We start from the raw sequence: 17,591 nt of genomic DNA on the forward strand, positions 1-17,591 counted from the left end.
GTCCTGACTGTAGCTTGCAAACTCAAGGTGTCCCAGTCGCAAGCTGCAAAATTGGATGCGACAATAGATGCCTTTGTGCAGGCGTTGAACTGGGTGAATCAGAACACACCACAAAAGACACCCAACGCCGTCAAACTGCAATCCCTTTGCTATACTACCAGATGGTACCTCAAGGCAGCTATCCAGAGTGCAGTCCACAGTGGTGATCGGGGCGGGGCCAGCTGGATTGAGTGCCGCCTACGAGCTGAACAAGCAGGGCTACCCGGTAACGGTTTTGGAAGCGGATCCGGTGCAGGTAGGGGGGCTATCCCGCACTGTAACCTACCAAGGCTATCGCTTTGATATCGGTGGACACCGCTTTTTCTCCAAGTCGGCGGAAATTGAGGCTCTGTGGACGGAGATTTTGGGCTCGGAAATGCAGGTTTGCCGGCGGCTTTCCCGCATTTTTTACCGAGGTGTTTTCTTTGATTATCCAATTCGACCTACGGATGTTTTTGCCAAACTGGGGCCAGGGTTTACCACCCTCTGTCTGCTCAGTTACCTAAAGGCGCGCCTCTTTCCCAGGCCCAATCCTGTATCTTTTGAAGATTGGGTCATTAACCAATTTGGGGAACGGCTGTATCGCACTTTTTTTAAGACCTACACCGAGAAAGTGTGGGGGATCCCTTGTCACGAGATCAGCGCCGACTGGGCAGCCCAGCGGATCAAGGGTCTGTCGATGGCTTCTTTGATCCGTAAAACCTTTTTCCCCAACCGAGAGGGGGTGATCAAAACCCTGATCGATCGCTTTCGCTATCCTCGCCTAGGGCCAGGCCAGATGTGGGAGCGCGTTCAAACCTTGCTGGCAGAAGCCGGGCAGCCGGTACAACTGGATCGCAAGGTTACGGCAATCCACTGGAACCGGGCCGGAGTTCAAGCTGTACAAGCCTGTTCTCAAGGGGGAGAGACCTTTTGGGTGACCGGCGAGCAGTTCATTTCCACCATGCCGCTGCGCTCTCTGGTGCGGGCTTTGGTACCTGCAGCACCGGAGCCGGTGCGAGAGGCTGCCGAACAACTGCGGTATCGGGATTTTTTGACGGTGGCTTTGCTGGTGGATGAGCCCAACCTATTTCCAGATCACTGGATCTACATTCACGATCCCTCGGTGCGGGTGGGGCGTATCCAAAACTTCAAGAATTGGAGCGCGGACATGGTTCCGGATCCCTCGGTCACCTGCTTGGGTTTGGAGTATTTTTGCTCAGCGACGGATCCCTTTTGGGGACAAACCGATGGGGATTTGATGGCCTTGGCAACGCTGGAATTGCAGCGGTTGGGCCTGCTGGGGAAGGCAAAGGTTTTGGGCGGCACAGTCATTCGCGCCCCGAAAGCCTACCCGGTTTACAATCACGGCTATCAAGCTCACATCCAGACCATTCGAACCTTTTTGGAAGAAGCACTGCCCAATTTGCAGGTGGCAGGTCGCAACGGCATGCACCGCTACAATAACCAGGATCACGCCATGATGACGGGCCTTTTGGCCGCTCGCAACATTGTGGCAGGGGAACGGCGCTACGATGGGTGGCGGGTCAACCAAGATGCTGAGTATCTGGAAGAGGAGGATTCGACAGCGGCCTTGGCGGGAGGACGGGCGGTGCCCCGGGCCCTGGGTCACCGGAGCTAGCGGCGGAAGGGATCCTGCTTCGATCCAGCTTCGCCATCCAACACCTCTAGGATGGCCTTGGCAGCGCGAGCCAGAACGCCGGGTTCTCCCAGGACCGCCCGCATCGCGGCGTAGTCGGCTTGCAGTTGGGCTTTGCGTTCCGGCCGAGTTAGCAACTCCAGCGCCAGTTGGGCAATCTTCTCCGGCTGGGCCTGCTCCTGCAGCAACTCCGGGACAATGGGGCGCATCTGCACCAGGTTGGGCGGAGACATGAAGGGCACCGACACCCTCAGCCAATGGCGGGCGATCCAGAAGGTGAGGGGGTTAAGGCGATAGATCACCACCTGGGGGATCCCCAAGATAGCCGTCTCCAAGTTCACCGTGCCCGACTTGGCCAACACCAAATCAGCCGCTGCCAAGGCGAGGTGATGAGCTTTGTGGGGGGAGAAGAAGGACAGAGCTTGGGGATCCAAAAGGGTGAGGTTGAGCCCAAGGCGGCGGGCAGCCCGCGCAATCGGGGCAGCAAAACGGGGCGAGGCCAGGGGCACCCAAAACTGTGCCTGAGGCAGGTGAGCTTGCAACAACTGAGCCGCCTTGAGCAAGACAGGCAGAACCGAGCGCAGCTCTTGCCGACGCGAAGCCGGCACCACCACCACCACCGTGGCTTCGGCAGGGATCCCCAACTGGGCTCTGGCTGCAGCACGGCTGGGCACAGCGGCCAAAATATCCAACAGGGGATGGCCCACATACTGGACATGGGCTCCTGCCGCCGCGTAGTAGCGGGCTTCCTCAGGGAAAATTGCCAACATCAGCCGCATCTGCTGGGCCAGTTGGTAGGTGAGGCGGGCATCCTGCGACCACACCCACTCTTGGGGAGCAATGTAATAGACGGCAGGGATCTGCCGCCGTTGCAGCAGACGGGCAATGCGGCTGTTGACGCCGATGTAGTCCACCAGCACGGCCACATCTGGCGGGTCTTGGGCTAAAAAGCGGCGAATCTTCCACTCCGTCCAGAGGGCGGGGCCGACAAAGGGAAGAGCCTCTAAAATGCCAACGGAGCTGATCTCGGTAGTGCGGTGCAATAAACGGGCCCCGGCAGCAGCCATGCGCTCTCCTCCCACGGCGGTGATGCGCAGCTGAGGGCGTTGGCGCAGCAATTCTTCGATCAGATGGCCGGCCTGCAGATCCCCTGAGACCTCGCCCGTGCAGATGAACAGGTGGCTCACTAGAGCTACGCTCCCGACCCCAATCTTTAGTCATCCAGCTCTGAAGTGCTCTGCACCGGCGGATCTTCCCCCCTCCCGCGCAGGGCCGGCAGAGGGCCACGTCGTTGGGGCTGGGAGAGGGAGTCTTCCAAAAATTGCAGCAGATGTTGCAGGGATCCCGTCTCGTCCACCCACTCTTTCCCCTGTAGGGAAAGGACATGGCGCTCTCCCTCCGCACCGCTGTTACAAACGACACACAGGCTGCTGCGCAGCGTTTGCAGCGCTTTTTCCAAAGGCAACCCTGAGCGGTACAAAAATCGGTAGACCTGCCGCAGCAAGGGCAGGGATCCCTCCATCCCTTGGGCTCGCCGCAGCCCCACCAAGTTCAGACCGCGGATGCGAGCCGGATGTCCTTCCACCAACATGTAGGGGGGAACGTCGCGGTCAACCCGGCTCATCGCCCCCACCATGGCCAAGCGCCCAATGCGGGTGAACTGGTGGATCCCGACCATGCCGCCAATGCGGGCTTGAGACTCGATGTGGATATGGCCGGCCAAGGAAACAGCATTGGTAATCACCACCTGATTTTCGATGACGCAGTTGTGGGCGACATGGGTGTAGGCCATCAGCAGGTTGTAATCTCCAATCAGGGTGGCTTCCCCTTCATTGGTAGCCCGGTTGATGGTGACGAACTCGCGGATGCGATTGCCTCTGCCGATTACCACTTGAGAGGGGGCGCCGCTGTACTTCAGATCCTGAGGCTCGGTGCCCACAACTGCTCCCGGAAAAATGTGGTTGCCCTCGCCGATTTCCGTCCAGCCATCGATCACCACATGGGCCCCCACCACCGTATGGGCAGCAATGCGAACATGCTCGCCGATCACCGCATAGGGGCCAACCTGCACCGTTTCGTGCAGCTCAGCTTTCGGATGGATCACCGCAGTGGGATGAATCCGCTCCCGTGAGCGGTGCGGCGCACTTGCAGAGATGTTGGGAGTGGATCCCGCTGAAGCGAACGAACTCATTTCCGACCTAGCCAGCAACTGTGGTTACGCTCCCAACCCTGCGAAGGATCACCAAGACTTGACTCCAGGGGAGATGAGCCTTAGAGCTACGCCCCACTGTCGCGACAACATGTTTACCGTATCCCGACAGAAAGGCGCAAGCAGCCCCTGAGCCATCTTTCTATCCCAACACTTTATCTCAATTGCGAGAACACCCACACCGGAGCGCCTCCTGGATGGCCGCTGTTGGCCCATCAATCCACCAGGGAGAACATCAGCTCCCCCTCGGTTACCAGTTGCCCTCCCACCTGAGCGCGGCAGAACATCTTGCCAATGCGCCTCTGGCGAATGGTGAGCAAATCGGCGGAGAGCAGCAGCTGATCCCCCGGCAGTACCGGGCGGCGAAAGCGAACGCCATCGATCCCGGCAAACAGGGCCAAACGCCCGGCCACGTCCGGCAACTTGGTCAACACGATCCCCCCTATCTGGGCCATGGCCTCGACGATTAGGACGCCGGGCATGATGGGTCGGTTGGGGAAATGCCCTTGAAAAAAAGGCTCGTTGAAGGTGACGTTTTTCAGGCCCACCGCCCGTTGCCCCGGTTGATACTCCACAACCCGATCCACCAGCAAGAAAGGATAGCGATGGGGCAAGATCTCCAAAATCTGCTCCGTTGTGAAGACGGGGGGAGCGGTTGCCAATTGAGCGGCTGCTTCAGCCGAGAGAAGGGGAGGAGGAGAGACATCAGAGGCCATGGTGAACCCACAGAGGCAGAGGACAAAACCAAATCCCGGACGGGGAGGACGGCAGGCCAGAACTCAGCCAAAAGAGCGCCCAGGGAGCTGCGGAAAGGAGGGGAATGAAGCGGATCCCACCCTGGGGATCCCCTTGAAGACAAGTGCTCCGCACCGCTCTCGCACCTGAGGATGGCAGGGTTGTTGCTGCGCAACCGGATCCCTTGCTCCCCCTCACTCTTCATGGATCAGCAGGGATCCACTCTTGAGCAACTGCTCGGCCAAACGGTGGTGCAGGGCATGGCCCGCCTTGTAGGCCACAATGTGCCCCTGCAGTCGGCAGCCCAGGAGGCTGAGATCTCCTAGTAAATCTATCAGCTTATGGCGCACCGGCTCATCTGGGTAGCGCAATGGCCCCAACCACTCGGTTTGGCTACAGACAATGGCATTTTCCAGGCTGCCCCCCTGGATTAGCCCCCGTTCCCGGGCCAGCTCCACATCCTGCTGGCGGGCGAAGGTGCGGGCCGGCGCAATGGACTGGACAAAATCCGGCCTGTTCTCCCTCCAGCTCAGCCACTGTTCTCCAATCGGGCAATCGGCAAAATCGATGCCATAGGTAAAGCGGGCTGTAGGATGGGGGAGAGCGCTGACAAAGGCTTCCCCCGCCCAGACAGTGACCGGTTCTTGGATCACCCCCAGCACGGCTGGCTGATCTTGGGCCTGGATCCCGGCCTGGGCAATGGCCTCCACAAAGGGCAGGGCAGAGCCATCCAGAATCGGCAGCTCCGGCCCCTCCACCTCGATGCGGCAGTTGTCAATGCCCAGGATGTAAAGGGCGGCCAGCAGGTGTTCCACCGTCTGCACTTGAACAGAGGGGGATCCCTGCTGCAACAGGGTGCAGAGATGGGCAGGGGCCAGGGATCCCAACCGAGCCGGGATCTCAGGGGATCCCGGTCGATCCACCCGCACAAACACCCGACCGCTGCCGACAGGAGCTGGATGCAGACTGCAGCCAATTGGCAGGCCGGTGTGCAGGCCAACGCCTTCTAGGGCAATAGAGCTGGCTAAGGTGTGTTGCCGGCCTCTCATCGTGCTCCGCAGCGCTAGTGCAAACGCTCTTGGCCCTGGTCGAAAACGCGGTAATACAGCTCCCGATAGCCCACGCGCAGGTTGCTGCCGGCATCTGCCAACTTGGCTTTGTGGCTGCGGGTGCCGTAGGCGCTGAACACCTCGTAGGTATCTCCCTCAAAGAAAAAGGAAGAGACATCGGACACCTCTTCGCCCCCCAGCAACTGCCAGCGCCCCTGGCGAAACTGCAGCCGGTAGTGGGCTTTATCCAAGCTGCCGGAAGGACGGTCGATCATGGCGTCGATGCTGCCCTCGTAGAACGGCTCGGCACCACCATTGGGGATGGATATGTCCACAGGCCACACGTCCACAGCGATATCTCGGTAGCGGCAGTTGGGCCGGTTGCACAGGCGAATCGAGCGCATGACCTCGGCAATGGCTTCCAGCCGCTGCCGCGCCTCGGCCAGAGAAAACCGCTCTGAGTCGCTATCGCGAACGAGCTGGGGCGATACCTGAGCCGGCCCTGCCAGCGATGAAGGGGCAGCCAGCGCCGGGGATCCCCAGCAGCATCCCACCAACACCAGACAAATCAAGCTCAGCCAACAACGGTATGCGGATCCCATGGATGCAATCTATGACAAAATCAAGCTCCTCTTCTCTACTCTAGGCACTCTGGGGGATCCCAACCTGATGCCGATATTACCCCACTCTGGCCCTGAACAACTGGCGCAGGTACGGCTTGTATTGGTGCAGCCGGCTGGGCCGCGCAACCTCGGCGCCATTGCCCGCGTGATGAAAAACATGGGCTTCAGGCAGTGGGTGCTGGTGGATCCCCAATGCGATCCCCTCGATATGGAAGCGATCACCACAGCCGTGCATGGGGCAGACCTGCTCCATCAAGCCCGGAAGGTGCAAACTTTGCCCGAAGCCCTGCAAGGGTGTGTGCAGGTTTTCGGGACAACGGGGCGCAGCCAAACCTACCCACCCGAATGGCAAATTCAGTCCCCCCGCCAAGCCTTTCCCGCTCTGCTGGCCGCCGGCCCTGCTGCCCTTGTGTTTGGCCCCGAAGATCGCGGCTTGAGCAACGAGGAGCTGGCCCTTTGCCATCGCCAGATCCAGATCCCCACCGATGCGACCTATCCCTCTTTAAACTTGGCCCAAGCCGTGGCCATTTGTTGCTATGAGCTGTACACCCTCGTCTGCCAGAGCCCTTCTCCCGCTCCTCCTGTGCCCTCGCCTCAAAGGCTTGCCCCCTTCGAGCTGCTGGAGGGATTTTTCGACCACTTAGAAGCGCTGTTGCTGCAAATTGGCTACCTGCACCCCCACACAGCCCGCCGCAAAATGCTCAAGTTTCGCGCCCTGTTCCAGCGAGCCGGCCTGACCGTAGCCGAGGTGGCCTTGTTGCGCGGGATCCTGCGGCAACTGCAATGGAGCCAGGGATGCTCTCGTCAGGAACCTCTGGAAGCAAATGCAGCTCCCGTCCCGCCGACGCAACCAGATTCCAGCAGGACCCCATCTTGACCCCAAGGCTGGGCCTCCAGCCCCGCCCTACCGCTACCGGAAGCAAGCTAGAAGGGCGGCTTCCTGCTTTCAGGCGGCGCGGAGCGCTTGTCAAGAATCTTGAGGCTTTGGCCGTGGGAGAATATCGGAGAATATCAATGCTAGAGCTTAAGGGTGGCGCGGGGATCGTAGGATTGAACCCGCTGCAGCCTTTCGTAAAGTTCTCGCTCTTCTTCGGAGATCTGGGTGGGCAAATGGATCTGCACCACCACGTAAAAATCCCCCCGTTCTCCGTTGCCTTTGGGAAATCCCCTTTCCGCCAGCCGCAACTTTCGCCCCGGCTGCATGCCAGGTGGGATCCGCAGCTTCACCACCCCATCCAAGGTGGGCACTTCCACCTGGGCGCCCAAAACCGCTTCGCTGGGGCTGATGGGCAGATCGCAGTAAACGTCGAATCCCTCTAGGCGATAGAAGGGGTGGTCTTTCAGCTCAATTTTAAGGTACAGATCACCGGCACCGCCGTTGGGGTTGGGGTGGCCTTGGCCGCGCAGGCGAATCCGCTTCCCTGGCGTAATTCCCGGCGGGATGTTTACCTCGAGCACGCGATCCCCGCCCACCCGCAGGCGACGCTTGCCCCCCTCAAAAGCTTCTGGAATGCTGATCTGGATGGTGGCCTCAGCATCGTAACTGGTGTTGCCAGTGGATCCCGAAAATCCGCTGCTGCGGTCTGTGGTTTGGCTGCGCACCCGGCCCAGCAGTTGATCGATGAAGTCTTGAAAATCATCAAATTGGCTGAAATCGACGCCACTCCCCCCAAATCCGCTCCCCCCAAAGTCTTGGCTGAAGGGGCTGCTGCTGTAGGTGTAGGCATCGCGGCTGGAGCGAAACCCGCCCTGCTGATAGTATTGGCCAAATTGGTCGTATTGCCTGCGCTTGCTGGGATCCGAGAGAACTTCGTAGGCTTCGTTAATGTCTTTGAATTTCTCTTCAGCCGCTTTGTCGTTGGGGTTGACATCTGGGTGATACTTGCGGGCTAGGCGCCGATAGGCTTGTTTCACCTCATCGGCAGTGGCCGTTTTGCTGACCCCCAAAATCTTGTAGTAGTCCTTAAAGTTTTGCATGGAGGCGTCCGCAGGCAAATCGCTGAGAGTGGGCAGAAAACCACGAGGCTAGGCGTCCCCGACAAGGGCTCCTTCCCTCCGACCTACTGAAGAAAATGAGGAGGCGGGCTAGACGCCATCGCCCATCCCGTCCCTCCTCATTATCGGCGCTACAAGTAAGGGCGGGATCCGCCCTGGGCCCGCGGCCCACGGAGGGATCCCTGAGCAGTCACTTGCTCTCGGTGAAGTCGGCATCGATCACATCATCGCTGCCGCCGGAGGTTTTCCCTGAGCCGGGAGTGGGGCCAGAGGAGGCCCCCGGCTGTTGATACAGCTCGCTGCTCATGGCGTAGAGAGCCTCTTGCAGCTCCCGCTCTTTGCTCTGGATGGCGCTGTCGTCCTCCCGCTGGATGGCCTCCCGCAGTTCTCGCACCAGAGTCTCGATTTGGCTGCGTTTGCTGGAGGAAATCTTGTCGCCCAACTCCTTCAACTGCCGCTCGGCTTGGTAGGCCAGCGAGTCGGCCTTGTTGCGGCGCTCAATTTTCTCCCGGCGGGCCCGGTCTTCGGCAGCGTATTTTTCTGCCTCAGCAATCATGCGCTCCACCTCTTTGCTATCCAAAGTAGAGGCGCCGGTGATGGAGATGCTCTGCTCTTTGCCGCTGCCTTTGTCTTTGGCCGTCACCTTGAGGATGCCGTTGGCGTCGATGTCGAAGGTGACCTCGATCTGCGGCACACCGCGGGGGGCCGGCGGGATCCCGTCCAGCTTGAAGCGGCCCAGAGATTTGTTGTCGCGGGCCAGCTCCCGCTCCCCTTGCACCACGTGGATTTCCACAGAGGTCTGCCCATCTTCGGCAGTGGAGAAGATCTCCGACTTGCGGGTGGGGATGGTGGTGTTGCGCGGGATGAGCTTGGTGGCCACGCCGCCCAAGGTTTCCACCCCCAAGGACAAGGGGGTGACATCCAGCAGCAGCACGTCTTTGACTTCGCCCGCCAGCACACCCGCTTGGATGGCCGCCCCAACCGCCACCACCTCATCGGGGTTGACACTTTGGTTGGGTTCTTTGCCCAGCAGCTCCCTCACCAGCCGCTGCACCGCCGGAATGCGGGTGGATCCCCCCACCAGCACCACTTCGTTGATGTCGGCCTTGGTGAGCTTGGCATCCCGCAGGGCTTGTTCCACCGGCCCCTTGCAGCGCTCCAGCAGGTCGGCACAGAGGTGTTCAAATTGAGCGCGGGAGAGCTTCAGCTCCAGGTGTTTGGGCCCATCGGCAGTGGCAGTGATGAAGGGCAGGTTGATGGTGGTTTCGGAAACGCTGGACAGCTCGATCTTGGCTTTTTCCGCAGCTTCCGTTAGCCGTTGCAGCGCCTGCCGGTCTTGCCGCAGGTCGATCCCTTCCATTTGCTTAAACTGCTCGGCCATCCAATCGACGATCTTCTTGTCGAAGTCATCGCCGCCCAACTGCGTATCGCCGCTGGTGGATTTCACCTCGAAAACACCATCCCCCACTTCCAGGATGGACACGTCGAAGGTGCCGCCGCCCAGGTCGAAGACGAGGATGGTCTCGTTGTTGCGCTTGTCCAAGCCGTAGGCCAAAGAGGCTGCTGTCGGCTCGTTGATGATGCGCAGCACTTCCAAACCGGCAATGCGGCCCGCATCTTTGGTGGCCTGCCGCTGCGAGTCATTAAAGTAAGCAGGAACCGTGATCACCGCTTGGGTGACCGGCTGGCCCAGGTAGCGGCTGGCATCATCCGCTAGCTTGCGCAGCACCATGGCCGAAATCTCTTCCGGCGCAAATTCCTTGTTCAGGCGGGGGGCGTATAACTTGACATTGCCCCGCTCATCCCGCCGCACCTGGTAGGAGACCCGCTTGGAATCGGCATTCAGCTCATCGTACTTGCGACCGATGAACCGCTTAACGGAGTAGAACGTGTTTTCGGGGTTGAGCACCGCTTGGCGGCGGGCCATTTGGCCCACCAGGCGCTCTCCATCTTTGGTGAAGGCGACCACCGAGGGTGTGGTGCGAGTACCCTCAGCATTGGCGATGACGGTGGGGACACCCCCCTCCATTACGGCGACAACCGAGTTGGTTGTGCCCAGGTCAATTCCTACAACTTTTCCCATCGGCTCCTTATTCTCCTCTTCTTGAGTACATTGCTTCGGTTACCGCCGCCAGCCTGTGTGAAGTAGCTTGGGCAGCCAATCTGTGAAAATCCGGCAGATGCTTGGTCACTTCCTGGGTCGATCCTAACCAGCTGGTTGGCGAGGCCAGGGCGAGAATGCCGCCCATTTCTCGGGGCTGAAGGGCAGACCGGTTACGGATCTCCGTACCTGCAGCAGCCTTGCTTTCGGTGCCGCTTGGGGTATGGCCTGGGTTGGCAGCTATTGGCAACTCTTGGGGGACTGCTGCCAGGCTAGCTCTGGATAAGCTGCAGCGCCTCCAGGCCGCGGTTCACAACGGTTGCGGCCAGGGGCAGGTAGCCCATCTCCTCGGCCAGGGCTTGTCCTTCGGTAAGGGCCCAGCGGAGCACAGCTTGCAGGGCGGCGGCCATGGCGGGATCCGAGTACCGGCGGTAGGTCAGGATCCAGGTGTAGGTGACGATGGGATACGCTCCAGGGCCAGCGGGATCCGGCACAAAAGCCCGCAGGTTTTCCGGCAGCTCAATTTCGCTCAAGGCCAGGGCCGAGGCTTCCGGGGAGGGGAGAATGAACTCGCCGCGGCGGTTCTCCAGAGCTGCCACCGACAGATCCAGCTCGCGGGCATAGACCGACTCCACGTAGCCGATCACCCCTTCGCTGAGAAGCATTTGGGCGCTCATGCCCTCGTTGCCTTTCACCCCAATGCCCACCGGCCACTCCAGCGACATGCCAACACCGATTTCTGAGGCCCAAGCCGGATCGATGGCCGCCAGGTGGCGGGTAAAGGTATCGGTGGTGCCGCTGCCATCGGAGCGGTAGCAGACGGTGATGGGCAGATCGGGAATGGTTAGCTCCGGGTTCAGGGCCAGGATCTCCGGATCCCGCCACTGGTCGATTTGGCCGCGAAAGATCTTCACCAAAACGGGTCGAGACAGCTTGAGTCCAGAAGGGATCCCCGGCAGGTTGTAGCCTACGGCAATGCTGCCTGCGGTCATCGGGATCATGACCACACCCCGCTTCACCTCGGCGATCTCGGCATCGGTCATGGCCACATCACTGGCGGCAAAGTCCACTGTCTGGTCAATAAATTGCCGGATCCCAGCGGCGCTGCCCACCGGTTGGAAATTGATCTCCACCTTGGGATCCACCTGGCGGTAATCGGAAAACCAGCGCAAGTAAAGAGGAGCCGGAAAGGTGGACCCGGCTCCGTTGATCAGCAAAATTTTGTCGGCGGGCTGGCTGCCGGAGGCAGGAACGGGATCCCTGCCGCTGGGTTGGTCAGAACGGGATCCCCTTTGGCAGGCGCTCAAGGTAGCGCCGGTGGCCAATAAAGAAAGCAACACTTCTCGGCGACGGAAGCGGGGCAGTTGAGCCATGGTTCAGGTTCTCCGAGGTCACCGCCCCGATCCTTGTCTTGCCTGCGGGGCCCTGTCAAGGGTTGCCGGCGAGAGCTCTTGGGATCCCGTGCGTGGCCCACTTTCCCCAGGTGGCTGTCTTTTCCCTCTGCGCCATCCCCGTATTCCTCGCTACGCTTCCCAGCAAAACTCAGGATCCAACCCAAGTCCAGAAAGGAAAGACAGAAAATGGAGAATTCAAGAGAAAAACAAAGAAAAACAGCGCAAACAAGAGATTAAGCGAGCTGAGTTCTGCGGCAGTTGCACAGAGATCCCCAAGCCAAAGCCTTGTCTGGCAAGGCTTAGCGGTTTTTGGGCCTGAGTCCCCCCGCACCAGAAAAATCTTGACATATTCTGGAATAAGGCAATATATTGTGGATTCTGTGCAGAAATCCTGCGCTGTTCACATCTCGGTATCTGGGGGACTACTATGCCGACTTTGACTCGTTCTCCCTGGACACTGCGAGACAGCGAAAAGCTCTATCGCATCTCAGGTTGGGGGGATCCCTACTTCCGTATCAACGCCGCCGGTCATGTGGAGGTGACCCCACAGGGCTTACAGCAGCAGGAACCGGGCATTGACCTGTACCACTTGGTGATGGATCTGGTGGCGCGGGGCCTGCAGTTGCCCCTCTTGATTCGCTTTCCCGAGATCGTGGCCGACCGCATGCGGCAAATTTGCGAGAGCTTTCAGCAGGCCATCCAGCGCTTTGGCTACCCCAACGTGTATCGAGGGGTCTATCCCGTCAAGGTGAACCAGCAGCGCCACCTGGTAGAAGAAGTGGTGAAACACGGTCGTGCCTACCACTTTGGCCTGGAGGCGGGATCCAAGCCGGAGCTGTTGATTGCCCTGGCTCTGCTGGATACTCCTGGGGCTTTGCTGATCTGCAACGGCTACAAAGACCGGGATTTTATGGAGACGGCTCTCTTGGCCCAGCGGCTGGGGCGCACACCCATCATCGTTTTGGAGCGGCTGCAAGAGCTGGAGCTGGCGCTGCAGGCTGCCGACCAACTGGGCATTGACCCCATCTTGGGGGTACGGGCCAAGCTCTCCGCCCAGGGCAGTGGACGCTGGGGCACCTCGGCTGGGGATCGGGCTAAGTTCGGCCTCACGGCCACCGAGATTTTGCAAGTGGTGGAACGGCTGCGGGAAGCGGGCAAGCTGCATTGTCTGCGCCTGCTGCACTACCACATCGGCTCCCAGATCTCGATGGTGAGCGTGCATGGACGAGCCGTGCGGGAAGCCAGCCAAATCTACATCGAACTCACCAAGCTGGGGGCACCCATGGGCTACCTGGATATCGGCGGTGGCTTGGGGGTCGATTACGACGGATCCCAGTCCCCCAATCCTTTTTCCCAGAGCTACAGCATGGAGGACTACGCCGCCACCGTGGTGCAGACCGTGCTCACCGCCCTGGAACCCCACGGGATCCAGCCGCCGGTACTGGTGACCGAAAGCGGACGCGCCCTCATGTCCCACCAGTCGGTGCTGGTGTTTGACGTGCAAGATGTCAACGCTGCCAGCCCCTACCCGATGCCCACCCAGCTCACTTCCGATGCGGAGGTGATCCAGAAGCTAAACCAGCTTTACTACCAAATCCAGCCCGATACTCTGGTGGTCAATTACCGCCGTTGTCAGGAGCTGAAGGAGGCTGCTCTGCGTCAGTTCACCGAGGGAGCCCTCAGCTTGCAGGAGCGAGCTGAAGTGGAGCGGCTGTTCTGGAACTGCTCCGACAAGATCTGCACCTTGGCCTACGAGCAGCACCAAGCAGGGCACCCCGTGGCAGTGGATCTCCTGGATCTGGACGAGATGCTGGCCAGCATCTACTACGGCAATTTCTCCCTGTTCCAATCCCTGCCGGATAGCTGGGCCATCGACCAGGTCTTCCCCATCATGCCCATCCACCGTCTGGATGAGGAGCCACGCCAATGGGCTACCCTGGCGGATCTGACCTGCGACAGCGACGGCAAGATCAACCGCTTCTTTGGCGAAGACGGGCAAATCACCTCGGTTTTGCCGCTGCATGATCCTGACGGGCATCCCTACCTACTGGGGGTGTTTCTGGGGGGTGCCTACCAGGAGATCCTAGGGGATCTGCACAACCTGTTTGGCGATACCAACGCGGTGCATATTCGCTCCCGCCCCGGCGGCTACCACGTTTCCCAAGTCATCAAGGGGGACACCATCGGCGAGGTGCTGAGCTGGGTGCAGTACAACAGCGAAGATCTGGTGGAGACCCTCCACCACGCCACCGAGACCGCCCTGCAGCGAGGGCAGATCACGCTGGATCAAGCCCGCGCCTTGCAGCAGCACTTTGAAGACAATCTGCGGGCCTACACCTACTTGCACTGAAGGTGGTGTTCCTCGAAAAAATCCCTAAAACCAAACAGGGATCCCGGCCTAAAACCGGGATCCTTTTTGCTTCCAGATCAAACCAAATCAAAACCAGATCAAAAATTTGTCGATCACAGACGCACCGGACTGTCCAAAGCCAAGTTAATCGTTTGGTTAGGGCGCAACACCACGACTTGAGGTGCCGTGATATTGCCCACCGCCACTCCGGCTCCAGCTCCGCCAATAACCCCTAAAGCAGAAACGCCTCCTGTGAGCAAGCCCAGCACCGTACCCCCCACAGCACCAATGGCTGCATCTTGAGCAATCGCTTCGGCAGAATAGTGGCAGAATAGTGGCGCGGGTCTTTCTCAGTGTGGATCAAATCAGTGGATCAAATCAGAAGACATCTGCACCGAGTAAAGTCGCCCATTGGCAATCAAAGCCGTGCCGAAGAACCTGGCCCCTCCCTGAGTCGGTTGCAAGCTGCCTCGCACCTCGCTGCCTGCTGGAATCGCCAATTGGCCGCTGCCGTTGTAGATGTCCTGGGCTACCCGCAGGGTAAGTGGGTGGGTGCTGTTGGGACTGAAGTACTGGGGCTCTTCTCCCTTGAAGCTCTGGACGGGAATGATGGTGCCCGGCTGCAGTTGGCGCACTCCCAAATCAAACAAGTGCTGGGCAGAAGCAGATGGCATTGTCAACAGACCCATGCTGGGGATGGCTAAGCCAATCATCGCTGCCGAAAGAACACGAATGCTCATAAAAATTCTCCTTCTCCAGTAAATGTTCAATCCAGTAAATGTTCAATCAAGATTGCAACGAAAACGCAAACTCTTGCGAGCAGTTTAAAGATCAAGCCCGACGAACGAAGCCAATTAACGCCAACAAAACCAAAGCCCCAACGGTAGCCATCAACAAACTTCCCAAAAGACCTGTAGCCGACAGGCCAAGCAAATCGAAGAGGAACCCGCCAAAAAATGCCCCGCAAACACCAACGATTATGTTGCCTATCAATCCAAATCCGTAACCGCGTCGAATATTCCCTGCCAGCCAACCCGCCAGGGCTCCGATCAAGAGAAACCAAAGGATACTGTCCATAGAACCTACTTCTCCATAGTATGCTGTTTCTACAGCATACCTATTGTTGTGAGAAAATAAATTCCCTGAGAACTAACCTTCTGTACACTTGGCACACTTGACGCCCACTTGACAAATTGGTAGCCTCTGCCGAGAACAGATCGTTATTTGTCTTTTAATATACAGACTCTATAGATTTAATAGACTGACTCTATAGAAAAGAAGATGGGAATTTCATGAATGCTAGAAAGGGATCCCCTGCTTGCTGCAGCTTCACAATACCTAAACCTCAAACAAAAAAAGACTGGCAGTGTGAGGTCTACCAGTCTGAGTCAGTTCCCTGTGAGTGAGCTGATGCCGTCGTTGCCAACGTCTTCAACCCAATCCCCAGTTTGTGTTGCTTTTTGCCATTTCGAAGTGATTTAGATCACTTGAAGCTTGAGGAGCCCGCAGCTTTGGCGAGCACTCCTGTCCTGATTTCTTCGTACAGGGATCCCCCATCCCCACCCCTATGAACCCTGAGGCGACAAAGAGAGCATCTCAAAACCAATCAAAACAAAGGCAACTGCTCCTCTTCCACTGAGGCAGGGCTTGAAGCTCCCGGCTCCTCCCAGTTGGGATCCCAGTCCTGCAAGGGATCCGCATATTCCTCCAACAACTGACGGGCGGCGGCCAGCAAATCGTTGTGCAAGGGGGCCAGATCGCTGCGGTTGGCCAAATACTGCTCCAGAGCCGTCAGGGGCTCAAGTCGGCTGGGATCCCATCCCGGCAGACGGATGCGGCTGGGGCTGACCACTTCTGGGGCGATGGTGTAGCTAAAAGCAGGGGCAAGAGCGTTGTGCAGAGCCCGCTCATCAATGCACTCTAGCTGGTCGGGCCGTATGCGGTAGATCAACCGCAGGATGGAGCCGGCCACGGGGGCCTTGGCGATGGCGGCCAGCAGCTTGGACTGCGCCTGCTGGGGTGGATCTGCGCTCAGATCCAGGCGAATGGTGTGAAAGGTACGGGTTGGCAGGGGCAAAAATTCATAGCTGGCCCCCGTAGGGGTGACTTCCACCAGCACACAGCCTTTTTCCTCTTTTTCTTCGCCAAAATCCACCCGCTCAATGCTGCCGGGATAGAGCATCAAGGGATCCCGACACAGCACCTGGTGACGGTGTACATGCCCCAAGGCAACATATTGATAGGCAGGCCGAGCCAGCAGCGAAAGGGGCACCGTAAATCCTCTGCCCACCGAAAGATGGCGTTCTGCTCCGTAGCGGGCTGTCTCCACCATGACGTGAGCCAACAAAATCGCCGGGATCCCTGGCTGCAGGGTGCGGATCTCCCCTTCTAGGGCTAGGCGGAGGCGCTGCAGGAGCTGATGCGCGAGGATTTCCCCTTCAAGCGCCAAGCTTTCCTGTTGGGCGAGTAGAGCAGAGCGACTCAGCCAAGGTAAAGTGGTCACCTGCACCGGGCCACCGCGAGTTTCGATCCGATGAGTTTCCAGTCTGTCCCCCACAATAAAGCCTGAGACCCCCAAAGCGCGGTAGATAGCCAGGCTGTTGCCTCCCTGTCCCTGCCCGTACTGATCGTGGTTGCCCACCAACAGGACGGTTGGGATCCCTGCATCGGCCAGGCGGCGAAACTGTTGGGCAAAAAGCTCTTGATGGAGAGGGGGGGGTGTCGCATCGGGGAAAGCATCGCCCCCAAACAACACCAGATCCACCGCTTGGTTGAGAGCATGGTCAATGCACAAGCGCAAAGAAGCTACAAAATCTTCCAAACGGGTATTCAGGCCGGTAGCTGGGTTAATGTGGCCGTAGGCAAGACCACTGCCCAGATGAATGTCGGAAAGATGTAGCAACCTTACCATCTTGGGCGCTCTTGGAGACTTTGCAGCTCTCCCATCTGTTGGGATAAACCTTGCCGTTCGCGTTAGCGGGACGGAGTCCTTTGGTTGTCCAGAATGGCAAACCCAGGGTTGAACAATCTTTGCTTAGGCTTGGCGGCGGGGCCTGGCTCGATCCAAACGCAGAGGCCGGCCCATGAATTCCTGCCCGTTCGCGCTCTCGATGGCTTCGTCCTCCTCAGCTTCGGTTGCCAGATCCACAAACGCGAAGCCTCGTGTCTGACCTGTCTCTCGGTCTATCGGGATTGTAACCGACTTAACGTTCCACCTCTGCTGGAAGAAAGCTTTCAGTTCTTCTGTTGAGGCTTTATAGTTTAGGTTCCCCACAAAAATGGTCATGGCAATTCAAGCAAAGTAAGTCACCAATCAGCAAGGGTGGCAACAAAGCTCCAGAGTACTTCACTTCTATCATGGAGCCCTGCCGAATCGCCGAACATGACGGGATGTAAAGGGATCCCTGCCGGAAAATCTTCCCCCTTCCCCATCCAAAATGCACCTTTGTCCAACTTG

The 17,591-nt window shown here is 58.8% G+C and carries 16 protein-coding genes and 1 pseudogene; 4 read left to right on the forward strand and 13 right to left on the reverse strand.

Going from position 1 to position 17,591, the window contains the following annotated elements:
• Positions 1-153 (forward strand): annotated as a pseudogene (locus NW843_RS05480) (RNA-guided endonuclease TnpB family protein); the annotation flags it as partial.
• A 34-nt stretch (positions 154-187) separates the two neighbouring features.
• The gene (locus NW843_RS05485) at positions 188-1,660 is read left to right on the forward strand and encodes an NAD(P)/FAD-dependent oxidoreductase (protein WP_414522350.1); all 1,473 of its coding nucleotides are present in this window, start codon (positions 188-190) and stop codon (positions 1,658-1,660) included.
• Here NW843_RS05485 and lpxB read toward each other — a convergent pair.
• From lpxB to NW843_RS05510, 5 genes are all read right to left on the reverse strand, one after another.
• Positions 1,657-2,865 carry a lipid-A-disaccharide synthase gene (gene lpxB, locus NW843_RS05490; RefSeq protein WP_414522351.1) on the reverse strand — a complete coding sequence of 403 codons (1,209 nt, stop codon included), beginning with the start codon at positions 2,863-2,865 and terminating at the stop codon, positions 1,657-1,659. The two genes, NW843_RS05485 and lpxB, sit on opposite strands and share 4 nt — an antisense overlap.
• A gap of 26 nt (positions 2,866-2,891) precedes the next feature.
• Positions 2,892-3,869: an acyl-ACP--UDP-N-acetylglucosamine O-acyltransferase gene (gene lpxA / locus NW843_RS05495; protein WP_414382304.1), complete on the reverse strand. Its 978-nt coding sequence runs from the start codon at positions 3,867-3,869 to the stop codon at positions 2,892-2,894.
• Positions 3,870-4,102: 233 nt separating this feature from the next.
• Positions 4,103-4,603 (reverse strand): 3-hydroxyacyl-ACP dehydratase FabZ, encoded by a 501-nt coding sequence (fabZ, locus tag NW843_RS05500; RefSeq protein WP_414382324.1) that lies wholly within the window; start codon positions 4,601-4,603, stop codon positions 4,103-4,105.
• A 213-nt stretch (positions 4,604-4,816) separates the two neighbouring features.
• On the reverse strand, positions 4,817-5,671 hold the full coding sequence (gene lpxC / locus NW843_RS05505) for a UDP-3-O-acyl-N-acetylglucosamine deacetylase (protein WP_414522352.1): 855 nt from the start codon (positions 5,669-5,671) through the stop codon (positions 4,817-4,819).
• A 14-nt stretch (positions 5,672-5,685) separates the two neighbouring features.
• A complete protein-coding gene (locus NW843_RS05510) occupies positions 5,686-6,273 on the reverse strand; it encodes a hypothetical protein (RefSeq protein ID WP_414391130.1) in 588 nt (195 codons plus the stop codon).
• Here NW843_RS05510 and NW843_RS05515 point away from each other — a divergent pair.
• Complete coding sequence (locus NW843_RS05515; RefSeq protein WP_414522353.1) at positions 6,272-7,171, forward strand: RNA methyltransferase; 900 nt, start codon at positions 6,272-6,274, stop codon at positions 7,169-7,171. The two genes, NW843_RS05510 and NW843_RS05515, sit on opposite strands and share 2 nt — an antisense overlap.
• Positions 7,172-7,311: 140 nt before the next feature.
• Here NW843_RS05515 and NW843_RS05520 read toward each other — a convergent pair whose 3' ends face one another.
• From NW843_RS05520 to pstS, 3 genes are all read right to left on the reverse strand, one after another.
• Entirely contained in the window at positions 7,312-8,271 is a 960-nt protein-coding gene (locus NW843_RS05520) for a DnaJ C-terminal domain-containing protein (protein WP_414382310.1), read from the reverse strand.
• 208 nt (positions 8,272-8,479) lie between these two features.
• Positions 8,480-10,372, reverse strand: a complete 1,893-nt coding sequence (gene dnaK, locus NW843_RS05525; RefSeq protein WP_011434322.1) for a molecular chaperone DnaK — start codon at positions 10,370-10,372, stop codon at positions 8,480-8,482.
• A gap of 290 nt (positions 10,373-10,662) precedes the next feature.
• Positions 10,663-11,763 carry a phosphate ABC transporter substrate-binding protein PstS gene (gene pstS, locus NW843_RS05530; RefSeq protein WP_414522354.1) on the reverse strand — a complete coding sequence of 367 codons (1,101 nt, stop codon included), beginning with the start codon at positions 11,761-11,763 and terminating at the stop codon, positions 10,663-10,665.
• A gap of 448 nt (positions 11,764-12,211) precedes the next feature.
• Between pstS and speA the strand changes: the two genes are divergently transcribed.
• Complete coding sequence (gene speA / locus NW843_RS05535; protein WP_414522355.1) at positions 12,212-14,134, forward strand: biosynthetic arginine decarboxylase; 1,923 nt, start codon at positions 12,212-12,214, stop codon at positions 14,132-14,134.
• 113 nt (positions 14,135-14,247) lie between these two features.
• On the opposite strand, the gene NW843_RS05540 is transcribed toward speA, so the two are convergent.
• From NW843_RS05540 to NW843_RS05560, 5 genes are all read right to left on the reverse strand, one after another.
• Positions 14,248-14,415, reverse strand: a complete 168-nt coding sequence (locus tag NW843_RS05540) for a hypothetical protein (protein ID WP_414522356.1) — start codon at positions 14,413-14,415, stop codon at positions 14,248-14,250.
• Positions 14,416-14,499: 84 nt separating this feature from the next.
• The gene (locus NW843_RS05545; RefSeq protein ID WP_414522357.1) at positions 14,500-14,874 is read right to left on the reverse strand and encodes a hypothetical protein; all 375 of its coding nucleotides are present in this window, start codon (positions 14,872-14,874) and stop codon (positions 14,500-14,502) included.
• A 91-nt stretch (positions 14,875-14,965) separates the two neighbouring features.
• Positions 14,966-15,211 (reverse strand): GlsB/YeaQ/YmgE family stress response membrane protein, encoded by a 246-nt coding sequence (locus NW843_RS05550; protein WP_414522358.1) that lies wholly within the window; start codon positions 15,209-15,211, stop codon positions 14,966-14,968.
• Positions 15,212-15,740: 529 nt separating this feature from the next.
• Positions 15,741-17,045, reverse strand: coding sequence for a metallophosphoesterase family protein (locus NW843_RS05555; RefSeq protein WP_414522359.1), 1,305 nt, complete (start codon positions 17,043-17,045; stop codon positions 15,741-15,743).
• A gap of 123 nt (positions 17,046-17,168) precedes the next feature.
• Positions 17,169-17,420, reverse strand: coding sequence for an RNA recognition motif domain-containing protein (locus tag NW843_RS05560; protein WP_011434316.1), 252 nt, complete (start codon positions 17,418-17,420; stop codon positions 17,169-17,171).
• Positions 17,421-17,591: the final 171 nt, after the last annotated feature.

Source organism: Synechococcus sp. R5-12 (genome assembly GCF_047502655.1).
Taxonomy (GTDB): domain Bacteria; phylum Cyanobacteriota; class Cyanobacteriia; order Thermostichales; family Thermostichaceae; genus Thermostichus.